This is a genomic window from Asticcacaulis sp. (assembly GCF_027484505.1).
GTDB lineage: Bacteria > Pseudomonadota > Alphaproteobacteria > Caulobacterales > Caulobacteraceae > Asticcacaulis.
Map to the genome: position 1 here is coordinate 96,190 of NZ_JAIXSV010000057.1, position 16,771 is coordinate 112,960.

The 16,771-nt window shown below is 54.7% G+C and carries 17 protein-coding genes; 4 read left to right on the forward strand and 13 right to left on the reverse strand.

Annotation, left to right across the window (positions count from 1 at the left end; translation table 11 throughout):
• Positions 1-8: 8 nt before the first annotated feature.
• From Q0072_RS02990 to Q0072_RS03025, 8 genes are all read right to left on the reverse strand, one after another.
• Positions 9-1,769, reverse strand: a complete 1,761-nt coding sequence (locus tag Q0072_RS02990) for an ABC transporter ATP-binding protein (protein WP_298325523.1) — start codon at positions 1,767-1,769, stop codon at positions 9-11.
• Complete coding sequence (locus Q0072_RS02995; protein ID WP_298325526.1) at positions 1,741-2,199, reverse strand: DUF2285 domain-containing protein; 459 nt, start codon at positions 2,197-2,199, stop codon at positions 1,741-1,743. The genes Q0072_RS02990 and Q0072_RS02995 overlap by 29 nt, the downstream gene beginning before the upstream one ends.
• A 431-nt stretch (positions 2,200-2,630) precedes the next feature.
• Positions 2,631-2,867, reverse strand: coding sequence for a hypothetical protein (locus Q0072_RS03000; RefSeq protein ID WP_298325531.1), 237 nt, complete (start codon positions 2,865-2,867; stop codon positions 2,631-2,633).
• A complete protein-coding gene (locus Q0072_RS03005) occupies positions 2,857-3,489 on the reverse strand; it encodes an acyl-homoserine-lactone synthase (protein ID WP_298325534.1) in 633 nt (210 codons plus the stop codon). The genes Q0072_RS03000 and Q0072_RS03005 overlap by 11 nt, the downstream gene beginning before the upstream one ends.
• 119 nt (positions 3,490-3,608) lie before the next feature.
• Positions 3,609-4,355 carry a LuxR family transcriptional regulator gene (locus tag Q0072_RS03010; protein ID WP_298325537.1) on the reverse strand — a complete coding sequence of 249 codons (747 nt, stop codon included), beginning with the start codon at positions 4,353-4,355 and terminating at the stop codon, positions 3,609-3,611.
• A gap of 391 nt (positions 4,356-4,746) precedes the next feature.
• Positions 4,747-5,223 carry a nuclear transport factor 2 family protein gene (locus tag Q0072_RS03015; RefSeq protein WP_298325540.1) on the reverse strand — a complete coding sequence of 159 codons (477 nt, stop codon included), beginning with the start codon at positions 5,221-5,223 and terminating at the stop codon, positions 4,747-4,749.
• 10 nt (positions 5,224-5,233) lie between these two features.
• Positions 5,234-6,325 (reverse strand): serine hydrolase, encoded by a 1,092-nt coding sequence (locus Q0072_RS03020; RefSeq protein ID WP_298325543.1) that lies wholly within the window; start codon positions 6,323-6,325, stop codon positions 5,234-5,236.
• 187 nt (positions 6,326-6,512) lie between these two features.
• Entirely contained in the window at positions 6,513-7,238 is a 726-nt protein-coding gene (locus Q0072_RS03025; RefSeq protein ID WP_298325577.1) for a retropepsin-like aspartic protease, read from the reverse strand.
• 215 nt (positions 7,239-7,453) lie between these two features.
• Between Q0072_RS03025 and Q0072_RS03030 the strand changes: the two genes are divergently transcribed.
• Entirely contained in the window at positions 7,454-7,978 is a 525-nt protein-coding gene (locus Q0072_RS03030; RefSeq protein ID WP_298325545.1) for a PadR family transcriptional regulator, read from the forward strand.
• 72 nt (positions 7,979-8,050) lie between these two features.
• Here Q0072_RS03030 and Q0072_RS03035 read toward each other — a convergent pair whose 3' ends face one another.
• Positions 8,051-8,890 carry a response regulator gene (locus Q0072_RS03035; RefSeq protein WP_298325547.1) on the reverse strand — a complete coding sequence of 280 codons (840 nt, stop codon included), beginning with the start codon at positions 8,888-8,890 and terminating at the stop codon, positions 8,051-8,053.
• A 538-nt stretch (positions 8,891-9,428) separates the two neighbouring features.
• Between Q0072_RS03035 and Q0072_RS03040 the strand changes: the two genes are divergently transcribed.
• From Q0072_RS03040 to Q0072_RS03050, 3 genes are all read left to right on the forward strand, one after another.
• Positions 9,429-10,787: a globin-coupled sensor protein gene (locus Q0072_RS03040; RefSeq protein ID WP_298325550.1), complete on the forward strand. Its 1,359-nt coding sequence runs from the start codon at positions 9,429-9,431 to the stop codon at positions 10,785-10,787.
• Between the two features lie 134 nt (positions 10,788-10,921).
• The gene (locus tag Q0072_RS03045) at positions 10,922-11,929 is read left to right on the forward strand and encodes a hypothetical protein (RefSeq protein ID WP_298325553.1); all 1,008 of its coding nucleotides are present in this window, start codon (positions 10,922-10,924) and stop codon (positions 11,927-11,929) included.
• Between the two features lie 39 nt (positions 11,930-11,968).
• Positions 11,969-12,940, forward strand: coding sequence for an AraC family transcriptional regulator (locus Q0072_RS03050; RefSeq protein ID WP_298325556.1), 972 nt, complete (start codon positions 11,969-11,971; stop codon positions 12,938-12,940).
• A 534-nt stretch (positions 12,941-13,474) separates the two neighbouring features.
• Here Q0072_RS03050 and Q0072_RS03055 read toward each other — a convergent pair.
• The 4 genes from Q0072_RS03055 to Q0072_RS03070 form a co-directional block, all read right to left on the reverse strand.
• Positions 13,475-14,407, reverse strand: a complete 933-nt coding sequence (locus tag Q0072_RS03055; protein WP_298325560.1) for a LytTR family DNA-binding domain-containing protein — start codon at positions 14,405-14,407, stop codon at positions 13,475-13,477.
• Between the two features lie 419 nt (positions 14,408-14,826).
• Positions 14,827-15,108: a hypothetical protein gene (locus Q0072_RS03060; protein ID WP_298325562.1), complete on the reverse strand. Its 282-nt coding sequence runs from the start codon at positions 15,106-15,108 to the stop codon at positions 14,827-14,829.
• A gap of 31 nt (positions 15,109-15,139) precedes the next feature.
• Positions 15,140-16,504 (reverse strand): globin-coupled sensor protein, encoded by a 1,365-nt coding sequence (locus tag Q0072_RS03065; protein ID WP_298325565.1) that lies wholly within the window; start codon positions 16,502-16,504, stop codon positions 15,140-15,142.
• Positions 16,497-16,771 (reverse strand): hypothetical protein (locus Q0072_RS03070; protein ID WP_298325571.1); only part of this gene is annotated, 275 nt, incomplete at its 5' end. The genes Q0072_RS03065 and Q0072_RS03070, both read right to left, overlap by 8 nt.

A 16,771-nucleotide genomic window follows, 5' to 3' on the forward strand; every position in this document is an offset into this window, starting at 1 on the left:
CCCCCAACTCACTCCGCCCCTTGCGCCCAGAGTTCGACATAGGCGGGTACGGTCTCCACAAGCTCATCGTGATAGCCAAAGCCTTCCAACCGGCCCGCCTTCATGAACAGGACACAATCCGCTGTTTGTGCCAGCGATAGACGGTGCGTGACCATCACCACCGTTGTGCGCCCTTCAAAGCTTCGTCGCAGGTCTGACAGGATGCGCGCTTCACTCATGGGATCCAGCGCAGAGGTGCTTTCATCGAGGATCAGGACGGGAACCTTTATGCCTGTGACACGCGCCAATTCCAGCTTCTGGATCTGACCGCCGGACAGACGCTCACCCAGTTCACCTACGGGGGTGGTGAGATCCATCTCACGCCCGGCCTCATAGAAGCGCCACTGCGCCAGCAGGGCCGCCAGATCGGCTTCGGTGGTGGTGGTCGGCGGATAGAGGGCATTGTCGCGCAAGGTACGATTTAAGAAGGTGATGAACTGGGGGACGTAGAGGACGTGGCGAAAGCGGGCATGGACGTCCACCTGCGCCAGATCGACCCCGCCGATTACCACCTGCCCTTGGGCGGGTGAAAACACCCCGGCCATGATCTGCGCCAGGGTCGATTTACCGGAACCGTTGGGCCCAACGATCACGGAAAAGGCCCCGGCGCGGATCGCTACCGACGCACCTTCCACACCTGCGGTCGTTCCGGCGTAGCGAAACGACACGTCCCGCAGTTCGACCGCCGCCGCGCCTGACCGAACGGGGCCAGCGTCAACCCGCTCGACCTCACCGCGACATAAGCCCAACACATCCCGAATATTGGCTATCGCCCCGGCGGATTGGCTCAGCAGGAAGCCTATACCACTCAAGGGCAAGGCCAGACGCAGGGCATAGGTTTCCAGCATGATGAAGGCCCCCACGCTCAGGCGTCCCGCCCCCACATCGCCCGCCCCGGCCACCAACAGTCCCACCAGGCCAAGACCCAGCCATCCGTATTGGAAGAGCGCCGTCTGAACGAGTGAGCGCATCATCTTGCTGTTGGCGACCGCCTTCTGCCCGACGCCGGCCCGAATCCCCCCCACTTCGGATGTCAAGGTGCCATTGAGGACAATACGACGGGCATTGCGCAGCACATCGCCCAGCCCTTGCGAAACGGCGGCGGCAGCCAGATTGGCGAGATGGGCGTGCGAGCGATGACGCACCGCGCCCCAGCATGACAACACCGCATATCCGGCCAGCGTGACAAACAGGCCGACGGCGTAGGGCACCGGGATCAGGCCGCCGATCACCCACAGACAGGCCAGAATTTGCAAAGCCAGCGGCAGGCTACGCCAGATCAAACCATCGACGACGACCAGCAGGCTGAAGGGCAATCGCTCGATCAGGCCGAGGGTGCGACTGCTGTCCCCGTCGCGGCTGGCCGCTACGCGCGGCAATTCACCGACCAGCGCGGCGGCGGCCAGATCGGCGCTCAGGGTGTCGATCACCCGTGTCGAATAGAGGAGACGTCCGGTCGAGAGGAGGCTGCCGCCCGCCCAGGCGCCAACGAAGACGAGTGCCAGCCCGAGGGTTACAGGGGGTGAAACGGGGGGATGGCTCAGGACATCAATGAAGGATTTCAGGGCCAGGGGACCAATGACGCCCAGAGCCACGGCCACCCCTTCAAGGATCAGACCTATGATCAGATCGCGGCGCACGCCCGTACCTAGGCCACATAGGCGCCGCACCAATGCCCCCACGACGGCCAAGTCCGAGAGTTCAGCGCAGGAGGGAGGTGTAGCCGCCATCGATCATTTTCCTTGCATAGATCAGAAGCCGGCGCACCTGAGAGTGGAGATAGTCGGAGCGACCATTCCATTCTTCGCGGACGCGTTTTTCTCCGAAGAGGGCTGCGCCAATCTCGCGATGAGTGGCACCGGCGCACATGCCGTCATAGGCCTGAAGGGCGCGTGCCCATTTGACGGTGCCGGTCTCGGGCGGGAACAGGGCCCGGGGAAAACGCCCGAGACGATGCAGGGCGTCGAGCCGGGCCAGGGTTTTCAGCTTTGCGGAAAACGTCCGAAACCCCGTGACGTCGAAGTGCAGAAGCACCGGCCCTTCGGTCAGGGTGCCCTGTGTAACGTCGAGTTGCACCTGGCCCACCTCGTCGGCGAGGATCAGCCATTCATGGCCGAAGCCATCGCGGAGCAGATCGCGCTTTGCCGCAAACCGGCTCACGTCAAACGCACCGACGGTAGAGCGGGATACCCGTTCGGCCTGAACCTGAACGATGGAGGCGTCGAGGTCCGGGGCCCAGAAGAGCCATTCGTGCTGCGGCGTGTCGGGCGCCCGCTCAGCATGAACAAATACCCCATGGCAAAAAGGTCATTCAAATCTCCCCGCAGAAGGGTGTGCGCCCCCTGCCCTTGCGTTGCCCAGTGATCGCCTATCGCCCACGAGGCCATGGCCTGCAGTCCGGGTTTGCGCTGCAGCCACAGCCAGGCCCAGCGACGTTTGTCATAGGAGAGATACGGCCGGTACGCTGCCGTATCTCTCCAGGCCTCACCCGATGAAGTGAGGCTGCCCACATGTCCGTTTTTCATCGGCACGCTCCCCGCGAGCCTTCTGCTCGCGACACATATTGCCCCTGCGGGACAAAGCGGAGATCGCTACTCGGCCTGGCCTTGCGGCTCATCATCCACACTGGGCGGCGGTCTCCCAAAGGTCTCCCGGCGACCGACAAAGGCTTTGAGACAACAGACAAAGGCCTCGTCCAGAAGGTCTGCACAATCGGTCAGACCCGCTTGGCGCATATCGGCTCGCAGACGGCCCAGACTGTCGATGCCTTGCTCTATCGCCTGATCCAGTCCGTCCTCCCCCGCGTTCCCACGACGCTCAGGCGACATGGTCTCGAAAGGGCCACACATCAGTGGCCAGAAGATTGCGCAGGCCTGTGGCGGCATCGGCCTGATCGCGCTGCCACGGTCGGATCGGGATGGCGGCGGCCTGAATGTGGGCATGTGCCCCAAGGGCGCGGGGCGACCCTAATCGCTCAAGGGTGAGCCCCGCGCGCTCGAAGACTGAGCGCAGGATCAGGGTCGGCATCAGCCCGATGATCTGATCGACGCCGTGCGCGAGGCCAAACTCGATATAGCCGACCGCCAGAGACTGGCAGATGAGACGTCGCGTCTCAGCCGGCAAGCGACGGTCAATACAAAAGCGGGTCCCTTCCCAAACTCGGGGTGCCGTAAAGATCGACTTGTCCTCGACCAGATCCGGGAAGTGATCGGCGAGCATACAGCCCAACGCAATGGGCGTAAGACGGCTGCATCCGAGGACCGTTCGTCCGTCCTGGGTGAAGACGAGGTAGTGCGCGGCCAGGGTGTCGTATTCATCGAACTCCATGCCGTCGATGGATTTGACGTCGTAGCTCTGGCGATCGATGAACTCGCGATGGCGCAACTGAAACTGGCTGAAAAACAGATCGCTGTGCGTGGATATTTCTTTGTAGGAAATGAGCTTTAACATCCCCAAACCCTCCTTCTACGGATGGTTAATAGTTATCCACAGCCCTCCACCGGTTACCACTAGGCATATTCCCAGGGTTTCGCAGAAATGACAAAATCGCTCACTCTCCAGCGTCCACTTCAAAGCTCGATATAGCCGCCCATCAGCCCCTTGATCGCTGCGGCGGTGCGGTTATTGACGCCGAACTTGCGGAAAATGTTCTGCACGTGGAAATCGACCGATCCGGCCTTGACGCTCAGGCGATCAGCGATGATTTCGTTCGACAGACCGTGAGCCAGGCGGAACAGAACCTCTTGTTCAGCGCGGGTGAGTGAGACGGCGGCGGGGGAAAGCCTCAGTCCCGGGGGCACCAGGCGCTTATAGACGGCGTAAAAGTGATGGCAGTAGGCCGCGAGGAGGTCGAGGTTTTCCATCGGTCTGGTCTTTCTGACAGAGGTCGCCAGGGCGACGCCGCCCCTCAGGGTCTTCGGGCCGGGGAACGGCACCCCAATGCCATTATATAATCCGCCCTCTTCGGCCTCGCGCAGGAAGTGCCGCTGACGACGAGTGAGTTCCGCCTCGTGCTCGATATCCGTCCACCGAAAGGGGCGCACGGAACCCACCGCCCATTTGACCACGGGATCGATGCGCGCCAGGCCGTTATGGGCATAGTAGTCCTGCCAGACGGCGGGATAGGTGCTGATAAGCCCGAAGCCCTGCGCCGATGCGTCGAGATCCAGGTCGCGCAGGACCGAGAAATTCACCCGGTCGAATCCGAGATGGGCCATGGCCTCAATGAATACCTCGAACAAACGCTCTACGGTTCGGACGCGGCTCGTGTCGTCGATAAACTGTTCAAGGGAATACTGACCGTTTGCATAAAGCATAACCGTCTCCGTAGCCATTGGATGTCCAACGCAACTGGCCAGAGTGGCTTGTTCGGTCTCCCACGCCCGGCACACTACCGGCGGTACTGACGCAAGGGTACGCGCTTTAATTGAAAATGCGAAGCGTCTTCAGAAATAACCGTGAGGATTGCAAGGCCGGTGCGGCATTCTCGCTACAGGTTCATATCCTGTGATGATGAGGTAGCCTCTACGGGCTGCGGACCGCTTCGGTTTACCCATCGATTCTGTACGCGATGCACGGTTTGCAGCGCGCGGTTCATCTCCGCCTGCATACGAGTACAGGCGCCGCGGCGGGCCCCTTTTATGCAACGGTCTGCGTGATGGGGCGGCCTCTCTTCGGGTAAATCAGGTGAGCGTTCTCACGCCGCGGTTACCGGTCAGCGGCTTTCGTTTGTTCTGCGGCCGTCGCGGCGCGATGGCCATAGCTGAGGACGCTGGTGATTTGCCATGCCCCATCCCGCTTCGCCCAGACCATCACGAACTTGGCTATGCCCTCACATTGACCGGTGGCCATCTGGCAAAACCGATGCTCCCCTTCCTCGATCGCGCCATAGTCTTTGATGGGATAGACGTGGAAGCCTTCTGTTATCAGCTCCCGCTTCACCTTGCCGCATATGTATTTGCGAACCCCGTCTACCACGGCGTCGCGGTCAAACGTCGCCCCGCCCGTATCATGATAAAAGGCAACCTTGGGATCAAAATAGGCTGAGAAGGTCTCGAGGTCACAGCGGTTATAGGCGTCGAACACTTTCGCATCGAGCGCGCGGATTTCAGTGGTTAGCGGATCACTGGGCAGATCGGCGGGGGTCGCCAGTAAAGCCGCAGCGATGGCAATTGCAGTCGTCATAATGAGAGTCCTATCCGTTCATTTGACCGCGCAGAAAGTCGATCAGTTTAGGATTGCTGCGCGTGCGCTCAAGAAGCGGCAGAATAATGCGCCACCCATTATCGCTATTGGTGAGGATGACAATCCCGTTCCCACTGGCACGATCAATGGCGGCAAAGGTAAATGCGCCCGCATCCTTACCCGTATGCAACAGGGTCGTACCGCCGGGAAACCCGAGGAGTTGCCACCCCAGGCCGAAGCCGATCCACGGCGGACAGGTGGCCGCTTTCGCACCGCCACACGTCTGGGGATACAGATCCGCCTGAGACCGGCTGCGTTCAGTGGCAACCGCCGAGGACAGGCCCTTGTCTTGCCATACAGCGATAAGAAAGCGCGCATAATCGCTGGCGGTGGCGTGGGCCAGATCAGCAGCGTTGTAATGGGTGACGGGTTCAACCGGTATGGTCCTGCCCATGTCATCATAAGGCGTGGCGACCGGGCCTGACACCCCCTGTGTAGATACATATCCCGACGAACGCATGTGGGCTGGCATAAAGAGCCAGCGTTGGGCCAGGGCTTCGAATGACTGCCCCGTCCGATGCTCAGCATAGCGTGCCGCATACTGGTAGCCTTCGCCAGAATAGCCCGTCGCCGTCCCCGGGTCGTGATCAAAGGCAAGGCCCTTGGCATCGCGCCAGTTCGGTAATCCGGTGCGATGGCTCAACGCCATGCGAACCGTGAGGCTCTTCCTTCGAGGGTCGCTCGATAAATCGGGATCGCTCCAGTACGCATCCATCGGCTCATCCAGCGAGAGTTTGCCCGCCGATACGAGTCGCAGGATGATCTCTGCGGTCAGGGGCTTGGTCAGCGAAGCCAGATTGTAGCGTGTGGCAACGGTCGCCGCATGGTTAGGTCCCGCCATACCCCACGCCTCTGCCGCGACCATGCGACCATTACGGATCAGCGCGAGCGATGCACTCTCCACACGGTGTTCGCGTAACGTCTGGGTCATATCCGGTAAAGCGACGCGCGGTCCGGCTTTCGCCAGAGAGGCATGTGCCAATGCACAGACGGCGCCGCACAGAACCGTTCGTTTTGATAACGCAGCAACTTTATCTTTCATACCTTACACCTACGCAGATTCTGGCGTGCTCACAGTTCCGATCGAGCCATCCGGCTACAGTTGCGGGCAATGAACCGCGGAAGCACTATCCCAGAATGTGTTGGAGAGGCGAACCGCGATAAGAATTTCAATTGTCCCGTCTAAGACGCGAACAGGCTTTGAAGACGCCAGCTTTAACTTTCCTCATCTAGTCCTTTTTGGGGAGCACCCAGGTCAGTTCATTGGTCGGGTCAAAAACGAACCTCAGTTTTCGCATCGTCGGCAATCCAACATTGGCTGTCCCTCCTTTTATGAACCGCAAGACAGGACTCTCGACCACCACCCCGCCAACACGGACAGGACCATCCGCGACGGCCTCATAAACCGGCTGCGTGCCAGCCGCAGAGGTGGCGATCCCTATTTTACGGAGCTCGCTTTTGAGTTTGATCTGGCTGGCGAGCGAGAGGGGCAGCAGGAAGGCGCTGTCATTGCCGGTGTCGAGCGTCGCTTCAACTGAGGCACCGGGAAGTTCCAGTGTCACAACAGGAAGCCTCTCATCTTGTGAGTACGCATGGCCCGGATCTTTGGGTGATAATGGCGAGACGGGATCGACTATTCTCAGTTCTCCATGTGCCAGATCCATTTCGACGAGCTTACCCGGGAAGCTGTTGGGACCGAAAATGCCCACCTCGTCCTCATCCCTGAACTCAAAGACGGTCGCTGGTCCCTCCGCTATGGCATAGCCGCCTAAGGTTACGCCAGAAAGATGGGTCGTGTAGCCGGGAACGGGTAAGCCAGTGCTTCCGTCAACCGAGTTTGAGGGGCCAACGTTCGGAACGCCGAGGTAGTCTGCGTAGGACTTGTAAAGCAGATTACCATTTGTCCCGGTGTCAAACACCACAGGTGCCGGGTGGCCCCCATTGACGCGCATCATCAGCAAGGCCCGCCCGTCCGAGACGTACAACGGTATCCGGGCGGGTGGCGGGGTTGGGGTCGGAGAAGCACCTTGCGCAGAGGCAAAGCCAGACGTTAGGCTGCCCCAGGCCAGACATGAGAGCCAGAGCGCACGCTTTAGGGTCGGCACGAACATTGAGATACCTTTCCAAGACACAATAGTCCGATTAGCACCATTACAACCGAATAGGTCAAATGAATATTTTGCAAGAAAGCCTCACCGAACTCGAAGGGGCCATCCTGTCGGAGATCCATCACCGGGCGGCCAGGACGGCCTTCAAGGTACGCATGGCCTTTCAGGACTCGCGGTCGCTGGAGTGGCGGGGGAGCGCCGGTGCTGTATACCCTGCTATCCGTCGCCTGACTGAACGCGGGCTTATTATGTCAGAGCCAACCGGTTCGGGCCGGCGGACCAGTCTTTTGTCTCTGACAGCCCTTGGGATCACGAGATTGGAAAACTGGATCTGTGACCTCCCCCGGGCCTCGAGCGTTGGCCTTGATCCCTTCCGCCTGCGTGCCGGGATGTGGTCCCAACTGACCCGCGCACGCCGGGAGGAAGCCCTCCCCCGATTGCGGCAAATCATAGAGGACGAAATCAAGTCTATGGAAACCTACATGCAAACCCTTGACGCGGTCGAACGCCCCCGAATTGAACTGGCGATCGAACTGAACCTCACGCGGCTGCGTTGGATCGATAAACATGAGAGCACCGTGCCATGAAGGGCCTTGGGTTAAAGCGAAAGCACCGGCTGTGTTTCAGAACAGTCCTGGGACAGGAGCAAATGACACGGCTTAAATTTCCACTATCCGGTCATCGCTCAGCGCCTTCTTCAACTCACTCATCAGGACCTCTTTGGTAAATGGCTTTGCCAAAGCACTCACGGCACCCCGGGATATCGCTTTTGCGAGATTCTCAGGATTTTGAGCATACCCCGTCATGGCGATAATCGGTACATCGGGCCATGTGGCTCCAATGACCTTGATACCCGTGATCCCCCCGACACCCGGCATGATCAGATCGATAAGTATGGCGTCTACGCGTGTAATCTCTAGCCTGACCAAAGCGTCTTCGACAGAAGTGCTCTCGGCCACATAGAACCCCTCCTCTTCGAGATAACTGCGATACATAATCCGGGCATAGGCATCGTCATCAATCACTAGAATCCGTTTGGCTGGCCCCTTACGTCGACTAATCCGCTCGGCCTCCTCGCAAATCTGATGCACATCATTGAAGTCAAAAGGTTTTGGGAGAAGGAAATCAACGTGTGAGCGGCGAGCCTTATTTAGCGCCTGGCTTCCCGCCATCGGCATGTCTCGTCTGCCGGCGGTCATGATCGCCATGGGGGCGCCCCCCGCCGCCTTTCGGTATAGGTCGAGGAAGTCAAGGGTATTCTCGTCTCCGATAAATACGTCCAGGACGACAAGGGCATACCGGCGACTGCTTAACTTATGAAGTGCCTCATGACGTGTATGGCTAAAATCCGCCTTAAAACCGTTTCTTTCAAAAAGCCCTGCAATAATAAGTGCTTGTGTTTTCGAGTCCTCGAGAATCAAAACGGTGTTTGGCATATCGACATCACGCTCCGTAACACTATGTAACGAACCGTAGAGCCATTTGGTGAGACGAAGCAAGGCGCAATTGCCGACGGCTGTTTTTGTATGCCGAGGCCAAATGGTGTGAGTGGCTTTCGTATTGCCAAATTGAAATTGTTATTGTCGCACCCATACGGCCTATTCGGATCCAAGGTCCCTGCCTGCGGCGGATCAACTTTAGGCAGGCCGCACCTCATCGCTAAAGCGCGCTGAGGATTTTTCATTCCGTCTCATTTTTTTACCTTGTTTTCCCCGGGATTGGGTTTACGAAAACGAATGCAAAGTAAATAAAATATTAAAGATGCATTTATTAAAGTTTATAAAACTACATCGAAAGATTAATCCCCAATTGCAAACATTTTTTTAATGTTATTAATTGGATAATACGAGTTGTTACTATTTCATTATAATCTATTTTTATAATCAGCATGAATCGATATATGATGAACATTCAATCGCCCGCATTTGATTGAAAATTACGTTAGGGAAAGCCCGTCCAAGCTGTATCTGGAATCATGTGCGGGGCCTTTTTCGAGCGACTTGTGCGGGCAAGTTGCCGCGTCGTGCAGGAACCCATATGACTGACTCTGTGAACTCTCAGCGCCTGAACTTTCACGGTCTGGATAGCAATATCCGGGATACGCTACGGGCAAATAAGGCCTTTATTCTCAGCGAGCTGCCTTCGGCCCTTGATGCCTTCTACGATCACGTGGCGCGGTTTGAAGAAACGGCAAAGTTTTTCAAGAACAGGCAACACATGATGCATGCGAAGGCCATGCAGCTTAAGCACTGGGAACTCATAACGAACGGCGAGTTCGGTGCCGACTATCTCACTTCTGTCACCAAGATCGGCGAGGTACATAACAAGATAGGACTAGAACCGCACTGGTATATCGGCGCTTACAACTTTCTTTTGTGCGCAATGCTTGAAGCCGTGGCACGTCGTTACGCGCGGCGCCTGCCCGCTTTCCGCCTTCGCTCGCAACCCACTGAAAATGCGCTGCAATTGCAGAAGGCGCTTGTAAAGGCCGTTATGCTGGACACGGACTACGCTATCTCAGTTTATCTCGATGCCGGCAAACGAGAACGGTCGGAGACTCTGGCCGCGCTGGCAAATACCTTTGAAGCTTCTGTTGGCGGGATCGTTGCCAATGTTAGCGAAAGCGCCTCCGGGCTCAGCGGAACCGCCGCTGAGCTTTCCGAACGGTCCCAGCAGGTTTTACGGCAATCCGCGTCGGTAAGCCGTGTCTCAGAGCGCGCATCGAACGACGTGCAAACCGTTGCCGCTGCCTCAGAGGAATTGGTTGCCTCTATCGGCGAGATTTCCCGTCAAGTTGGTGACGCGGCGGTCATAGCCTCGCAGGCCATGGCAGAGGCAGCCACTACGGCCACACAAATTGAAACCCTATCGCATGCTGCGGATAGTATCGGCGAGATCGTCGGTATTATCAGCGGGATCGCTAGCCAAACCAATCTTCTCGCGCTCAATGCGACGATTGAAGCCGCGAGAGCTGGCGAGGCTGGAAAGGGTTTCGCGGTCGTTGCGACAGAAGTAAAATCGCTCGCGAACGAAACGGCGCGCGCCACTCAATCGATTGAGCGTCAGATATCAGAGATCCAGGCCTCCACATCTCAGTCTGTTAACGCAATCCGAAACATCACGATTGTTATTGATCAGCTCAATCAGGTCGCCTCAGCCATTGCCTCCTCTGTGTCCCAGCAACGGGCCGCCACGGACGAAATATCACACAATATTTTGCTTGTTTCGAATGGCACACAGGAGGTCGCGATGAACATAGGCGTCGTCAATCAGGCCGCGAACAACACCTCTGAGGCTTCGGAATATGTGCTCAGGTCTGCAAAAGATCTGGCACAGCAAGCGAGCAAGCTACAGTCCGAGGTTGAGTCTTTCTTAAAACAGGCACGTTCCTCTTGAGTCCAGCGAAGGTCTTTTCGCCCATTTTTTAATTTATAATGGAAAGGAGACCTTGAATTCGTGATTTCAGGAACCATCTGCGCGCAACTGAAATCAATATATCTAAAAAATCCGAATTTCGGGGAAAGTTTGCTTTGTCCAACATCATCGGCGGCTCAAATAATATTATACCGCAATCGCTCATGTCGCGATATTTCAGCGGAAACATTCTTGTTGAGCAAGTAGAGATGCCTGACGACGATAATGCACTTGTTGAGAGTGTCGTCAGCTTTGGAAGCTTCGTGCTGGTCGAAGAGCGGTTACCGCCGATGATCTATAGACGATCACGGCGCCTCGCTGAGTCCTCCTCCCTGGATCATTATCTTCTCGTTTTCAGTCACAACGAGAACGCAACGGTGAAATGCCTGATTGCGGATGGCGTATATAAAGCCTTCGAAACAGGTCCTCATTCTGTGCACCTTCTCTCCCTCTCCCATCCTTATTGGGCAACTTCGACGGGAGGGGCGCGATCCGTGCTGTATATCCGCAGAGATTTTTTCACCGTTTTGAGCGTGTCCCTAGACGGTCTGTTAGGCCAACCGATACGGTCCCCCTACCGAGACCTGCTCTTTGACGTGTTAAAGTCACTCGCGGCCGCGGCCAGAGGATCTGGCGCAACAGACCTGAAGCACTTCTTCTTTTTAATCAGAGATATATTGTCAGCATATGCCGAAGACAATCGACATGTGGGTGAGAGCAATTCCGTGAGCCCGTCTTCTGTGAAGGCCACTATCCGTGATTATCTGGTTCAGAATATTTCAGATAGTCATCTGAGTTTTGGAACATTGGTTTCAAAATTTAAATTGTCCAAAACAACCCTCTACCGCCTGTTTGAGCCGGAGGGCGGCGTTACTAAATATGTCAATCAATTAAGAGGCGTTATGGCGGCGCGTCGAATTCGCGACATGGGTCCCCACACATACCTTCATTTAGAAGCCAAAAAAATAGGGCTTCGCGACTCAAAGCAACTCTTAGAATTCAGCAATAAGTACTGCGACAGTCTTGTTGATAAATATGCGTCATTTCAACCAGAATTCAAAGACAAAGAACAAATTTTATTTCAGTTGCTGATTGAAAAGTCTCTAGATTTTCCAGTCATTTAATAAACTGATTGGAGATAAATTAAGATGATAAGAAAGCACGTGGACGAGATAGTGAAACCGGTCATCGTCGTGAAGGGCGGGAGCACCTCGACTTCGCCTAGCCGGCACATTAGCCGCAACACGTTGGACGAGCATCCAGATGACGGCGTTCGGTCAGCCGATGCTCTGACTCGCCCTTTTCAACTTACAGCCTGGGAGATTGGCGATCTTGTTTTTTGCCGCGGACAAAATCTCGGTCGGTCGTTCCAACAGCACGTAAGGAGCCACACCACAGATCACTATTACCTCTACATGGTTTTACCGCCACAGGATGTCCTCGAGTCCCGCCCTGAGGCCGAGACAGAAAGATTGGCACATGAAGAGTTCGGTTCCGTGTCCCTGCACTCCCTGACGCATCCGATACCTCACGAAATGACAGGTTCGGATGTCATTGTTGTCTATATCCCCCGCCAGCGCTTTGGGGGGATAGCCGGGCAGATGGACGGTCTTGTCAATGGCGAGCTTGCCGACGCGGGATCTGGTCTGTCGGCTTATCTCGGTATGATCGACCGTATCCTGCCTATACTGACAATGTCAGCCAGTCGTCATTTTGCAACCGCCCTCATCAAGCTGGTAACCCGGGTGGTCGAGGAAAAAGTTGCCCAGGGTTCATTTGCCAGATTCTCTACCCTCGCGCTTAAACAGCGCGTTTACCAGTTTATAGAGGACAATCTCTCGAATCCCAGTTTAGGGCCGGGCTCCATTGCGAGGCAGATGGGACTATCTCGAGCGGCTCTTTACCGACTGTTTGATGTCGAGTCGGGTGTGTCGGCAACAATTGAAGACCATCGGGTAAAAGCGGCCGTAAGATTAATCCAGGATGGCGGAAAAGACCTCTCCATCGCTGTCGTTGCTACCAGGGTTGGCTACAAGAACGTAACCTCATTTTCGAGGGCCTTTTCCCGAAGAATGGGGATTACGGCATGCACGCTTAAAAAAAGGATCGATGACGAACGCAATCAATCAGATTGATTCAGGGACGTAGATCAGACTGCGTCGCATTTAGGCAGACAGCTATGCAGCCATAACCGCTATGTCTTGGCTTCGGGCGCGACCGGTATCATCACCGCGATTATCCTGAGCCGCTAAGGTCCACCGATCCCAAAACAAGACGGCGCTCTTTCAGGGAGCGCCATTTTTGTTGAACTGCTCCCCCGAAAATCGAGGCCATTTAAGACTGGAGTTTTCAGAAAGTAAGTGATGGGGTTGTCTAGATCGGTATGACTTTTGATGGAATCGTAATTCAAGCACCTCCCCTGATTTCAGGGGAGGTGGATTTGACGCCGCTCAGGTGTCAAAGACGGTGGGGTTAACTCCCCCTGCTTTAACCCCACCCGGTGCTGCGCGCCACCCTCCCCTGAAACGAAGTTCGGCGAAGCCAAATCAGGGGAGGCGCTAAAGGGCTAAACCGTTTCCACCTAAAATCATCCCGCTCTAATCGCAAGGCTGAGGTCAAATGCTGATCCGTGGTTGCGTCGTGGGTGTTGAGACCTGAATACATGCCCGTTATTTACACTCAACTGTGTTGTCAGTGCTAGCGAGTCCTTTTACGCGGCCCAAGTTGCTTCTCGATACGGGCACTTGGACACCCGAAGTTAGGTTAACTTTCAAAGTGCGGCCATCGCTTTCCACGCTATGGATAGCTGAATAGGATACCCAATGGCTTCTGTGGGTACGCAGTCCGAGATTGACTGGAACTTGCGACAGAACCATCTTCATGGTGGCTGCCTCAAAATAACTTGAATTGCTAGTATGAACTCTGACGTAGTTACCCTCGGCACTTATGTGCTGAATGGAGGTAAGCAGTATCCTTGAGTTTCCAACCACGACTGTTCTATTTTCATCGCTACTATTTTGCACCGGAGGAACAGACGCTTCATGTTTGGCCGTTTCATCGGTCTCGACGACCTCATCGATCGGTTTTAGTGCCAAAAAATTGTCCCGAGAGCGTATTTCGAGAAGAATTTTCGGGATAACAACAGACCACAAAAAAATGCTCACATGTACAATTATAACAATGTAGAAAACATATATAAATACACTTGATATGCTAAAAATATTTATTGACCTTTTTTGAAAGATCACCAAACAATATGTTGTCAACAGGCTCGCAAAAGCGCCGGTCAGATCAAAAATGATTGACGGAACTCTGCGCAAAATCCTACCGGCGACCGTCCAAGACAGCGCTATAAGCGTCATCCATGCTACAGACAGTCCGACAACGCTGGATAAGAAGTAAATGGCTACCCGCAGCCAAAGGGGCATGCCTTGTGTCCAGGGTTGTTGGTTCATCGCTACGGTTATCAGCGATAGCGCCGAATAGGTAAGAAGTATCCACGGGTGAAGAAATACGGATGTCACTTCCAGCCGTGACAGACTAACGGTCTTGCCGGTGATCAGGACAACGTCAAACCTACTCGACTGATTTGGTGTCTGCATCTCATGGCCAATTCTGAAAAAAGTCGCGATACGACAATTTGTCGAATACCGGAGATATCTCACTCCACAAGGTCATGCAACAAAATGACTTTTCCGGCGCCGCGAGATTCTGCAACAGGCAAGTGTTCACTAAAAAACCTGCGCGTTGGCGGAATTCAGGCCGAACCTATCATTGGGCCAAGTGGAAAACATTGGGTGCCCTTATTATGCCTGTTTATTGAGGTAATTGGATCCCAGCCAAGACATCGACATAACCCGGAGCGCCATAGTACTGGACGCCCGCGTGGACGCGGCCTTAAATCTACGCAGCTGCCATACCTCGCCGGCAAAGGTTCCTTTGTATCGATCCGGGAACCTTTCGAATAAACCATCAACCTCACCTATAAAATAAATAATAAATGAGTAATTACATAATGCTGTCAGCCCGCCCAGTGCGCATTGTATAAATGCCATTCCGCCAGTCGAATAGTTTGCGCGGCTTCGCCTTCATCGAACGACCCAGCGGCCGCATAGATCCTCTCCAACCCCTCAGCGAGAGACTCTGATCCGATTGCTTCAAAAATGGCTCGGCGCTTCTCATCTGTTAGAAGGGAAACGCTGTATTCTAGGCAGTAGGGATCAACAACTTCGCGCAAGGGATAACGGCCAGGAGGCTCAACCGTCTGGTCGATAATGCAGTCGTCTAAAAGTATGAAGGTCACACGCCTCGCCTCCTCGCTTACTACCGCGTAACTACGCGCGCACCTTGCGCAGAAATCTGTCCACCTCTTCCCGAAGCGCGGTGCTCGTCCCGATTAGGTATGAGGATGCAGACTGTAGCTCCTTTGCTGAGCCGAAAACCTCCTCGTTTGCGTTCGCGACGTCACCAATTTGGGTGACGACCTCTTGGGTGCCTGCCGCTGACTTTTGAATGTTTGCCGTGATATCACGTGTTGCGGCCCCCTGCTCCTCAACCGCTGCCGCGATTGCAGTGGCGATTCCGTCAAGGCCTCCAATTAGAGCGGATATCCGCTTCATGGCAGTCACTGCGGCCACCGTTGATTCCTGAATGCCATTGACCTGTTCCGAAATCGTGGAAGTCGCGGTTGCGGTCTGATTGGCAAGCTGTTTGACCTCAGACGCCACCACTGCGAAGCCTTTCCCAGCGTCCCCCGCTCTTGCCGCCTCTATGGTCGCATTTAACGCAAGCAAATTGGTTTTAGCGGCAATATTGTTGATAAGGGCCACCACGTCGCCGATTTTTTGTGCCGCAATTGATAGGTCTTCAATTTGAGACGACGTGCGATCGGCGTCCAACTTCGCGTTATTTGTCGCTGTGGATGCATCAGCGGCTTGTCTTGCAATCTCGCCTATAGCACCTGACAATTCCTCGGTAGATATGGCGATTGTGTTCACACTATGAGATGTATTTTTTGATGTGCCAACAACATCACGAACACGATTTGCGGCCTTACTGGCGTGCTCTTCAATCGCATCAGATGACTTGCTAATTTTATCGGCAGACTCCATAACACGATTACTCATAGCGGCCACGGATTGTTCGAAGTCCAGAGCAATCTTGGCGAGCATATCGCGGCGGTCACTTTCACCAGCGGCGATGTATACACCTATTGCGAAATTCATATCCATCATCACCGCCCTGGTGATTGCACTGGATAGAGCCTGCCTCTGCACTGCATTTAACTTATCCCGCTTCCAGGGTAGTGGGTTTGTCTCATTGATACCGGTGATAAGGTTGGTCAAAAGAAAATTGTAACCGCCAATGTACCATTTCGGCTGTAGTCCTATTTTATTGTGAACGTCTCCAATTTTATTCACGGAACTAAAATAGGTATCGTCGAATTTTCCATCAGTTATGATTTCCCAGTGTTCAATCTGTTTTTGTTTTGCGTGAGCTATATGGTCATCAGAATTGAAGAAGGATCTGATTTCCGCAAATTTTTTCACATGATCGTAGAATTCATCTAGAACCGTAGGAAGCATGTGCATGATGTAAGATTTGTGCTCTCGAAGAACTTCTCCAACACCTGAGGAGATTTCAAAAAAAGTCAGCTCAATAGCAACTGCCCTGGCATCGAATTTTGTTGCCTCACTCATGAAAATTCTCCTGTCGATTTTTTTCTGTCGGGTTCGACTCACTTTTCAGGAAATTGATCTCAGTAGCTCGCCTTCTAAGCCATCTTAATATTTCAAACTGAACCAGAAATTGGCTGAGCGGCACATCGAGCCATTCATCCTTGACGATCTGGAGGTAAGAACTGATGAGCGCGAAGGATTTTCGCTCACTGACCGTTCTATTTTTGCTGGGACCAGCTCGTCCGGGGTGAATGGGCAGACGTTTAATGCCCCCTCGCATGACTCTGC

Coding starts and splice junctions, on each gene's coding strand:
- Q0072_RS03010 (WP_298325537.1), bottom strand. CDS start 4,355: ATGCTTTATGCAAACGGTCAGTATTCCCTTGAACAGTTTATCGACGAC.
- Q0072_RS03065 (WP_298325565.1), bottom strand. CDS start 16,504: ATGAGTGAGGCAACAAAATTCGATGCCAGGGCAGTTGCTATTGAGCTG.
- Q0072_RS03030 (WP_298325545.1), top strand. CDS start 7,454: ATGAATATTTTGCAAGAAAGCCTCACCGAACTCGAAGGGGCCATCCTG.
- Q0072_RS03005 (WP_298325534.1), bottom strand. CDS start 3,489: ATGTTAAAGCTCATTTCCTACAAAGAAATATCCACGCACAGCGATCTG.
- Q0072_RS03025 (WP_298325577.1), bottom strand. CDS start 7,238: ATGATGCGCGTCAATGGGGGCCACCCGGCACCTGTGGTGTTTGACACC.
- Q0072_RS03055 (WP_298325560.1), bottom strand. CDS start 14,407: ATGCAGACACCAAATCAGTCGAGTAGGTTTGACGTTGTCCTGATCACC.
- Q0072_RS03020 (WP_298325543.1), bottom strand. CDS start 6,325: ATGAAAGATAAAGTTGCTGCGTTATCAAAACGAACGGTTCTGTGCGGC.
- Q0072_RS03040 (WP_298325550.1), top strand. CDS start 9,429: ATGACTGACTCTGTGAACTCTCAGCGCCTGAACTTTCACGGTCTGGAT.
- Q0072_RS03000 (WP_298325531.1), bottom strand. CDS start 2,867: ATGTCGCCTGAGCGTCGTGGGAACGCGGGGGAGGACGGACTGGATCAG.
- Q0072_RS02990 (WP_298325523.1), bottom strand. CDS start 1,769: ATGGCGGCTACACCTCCCTCCTGCGCTGAACTCTCGGACTTGGCCGTC.
- Q0072_RS03015 (WP_298325540.1), bottom strand. CDS start 5,223: ATGACGACTGCAATTGCCATCGCTGCGGCTTTACTGGCGACCCCCGCC.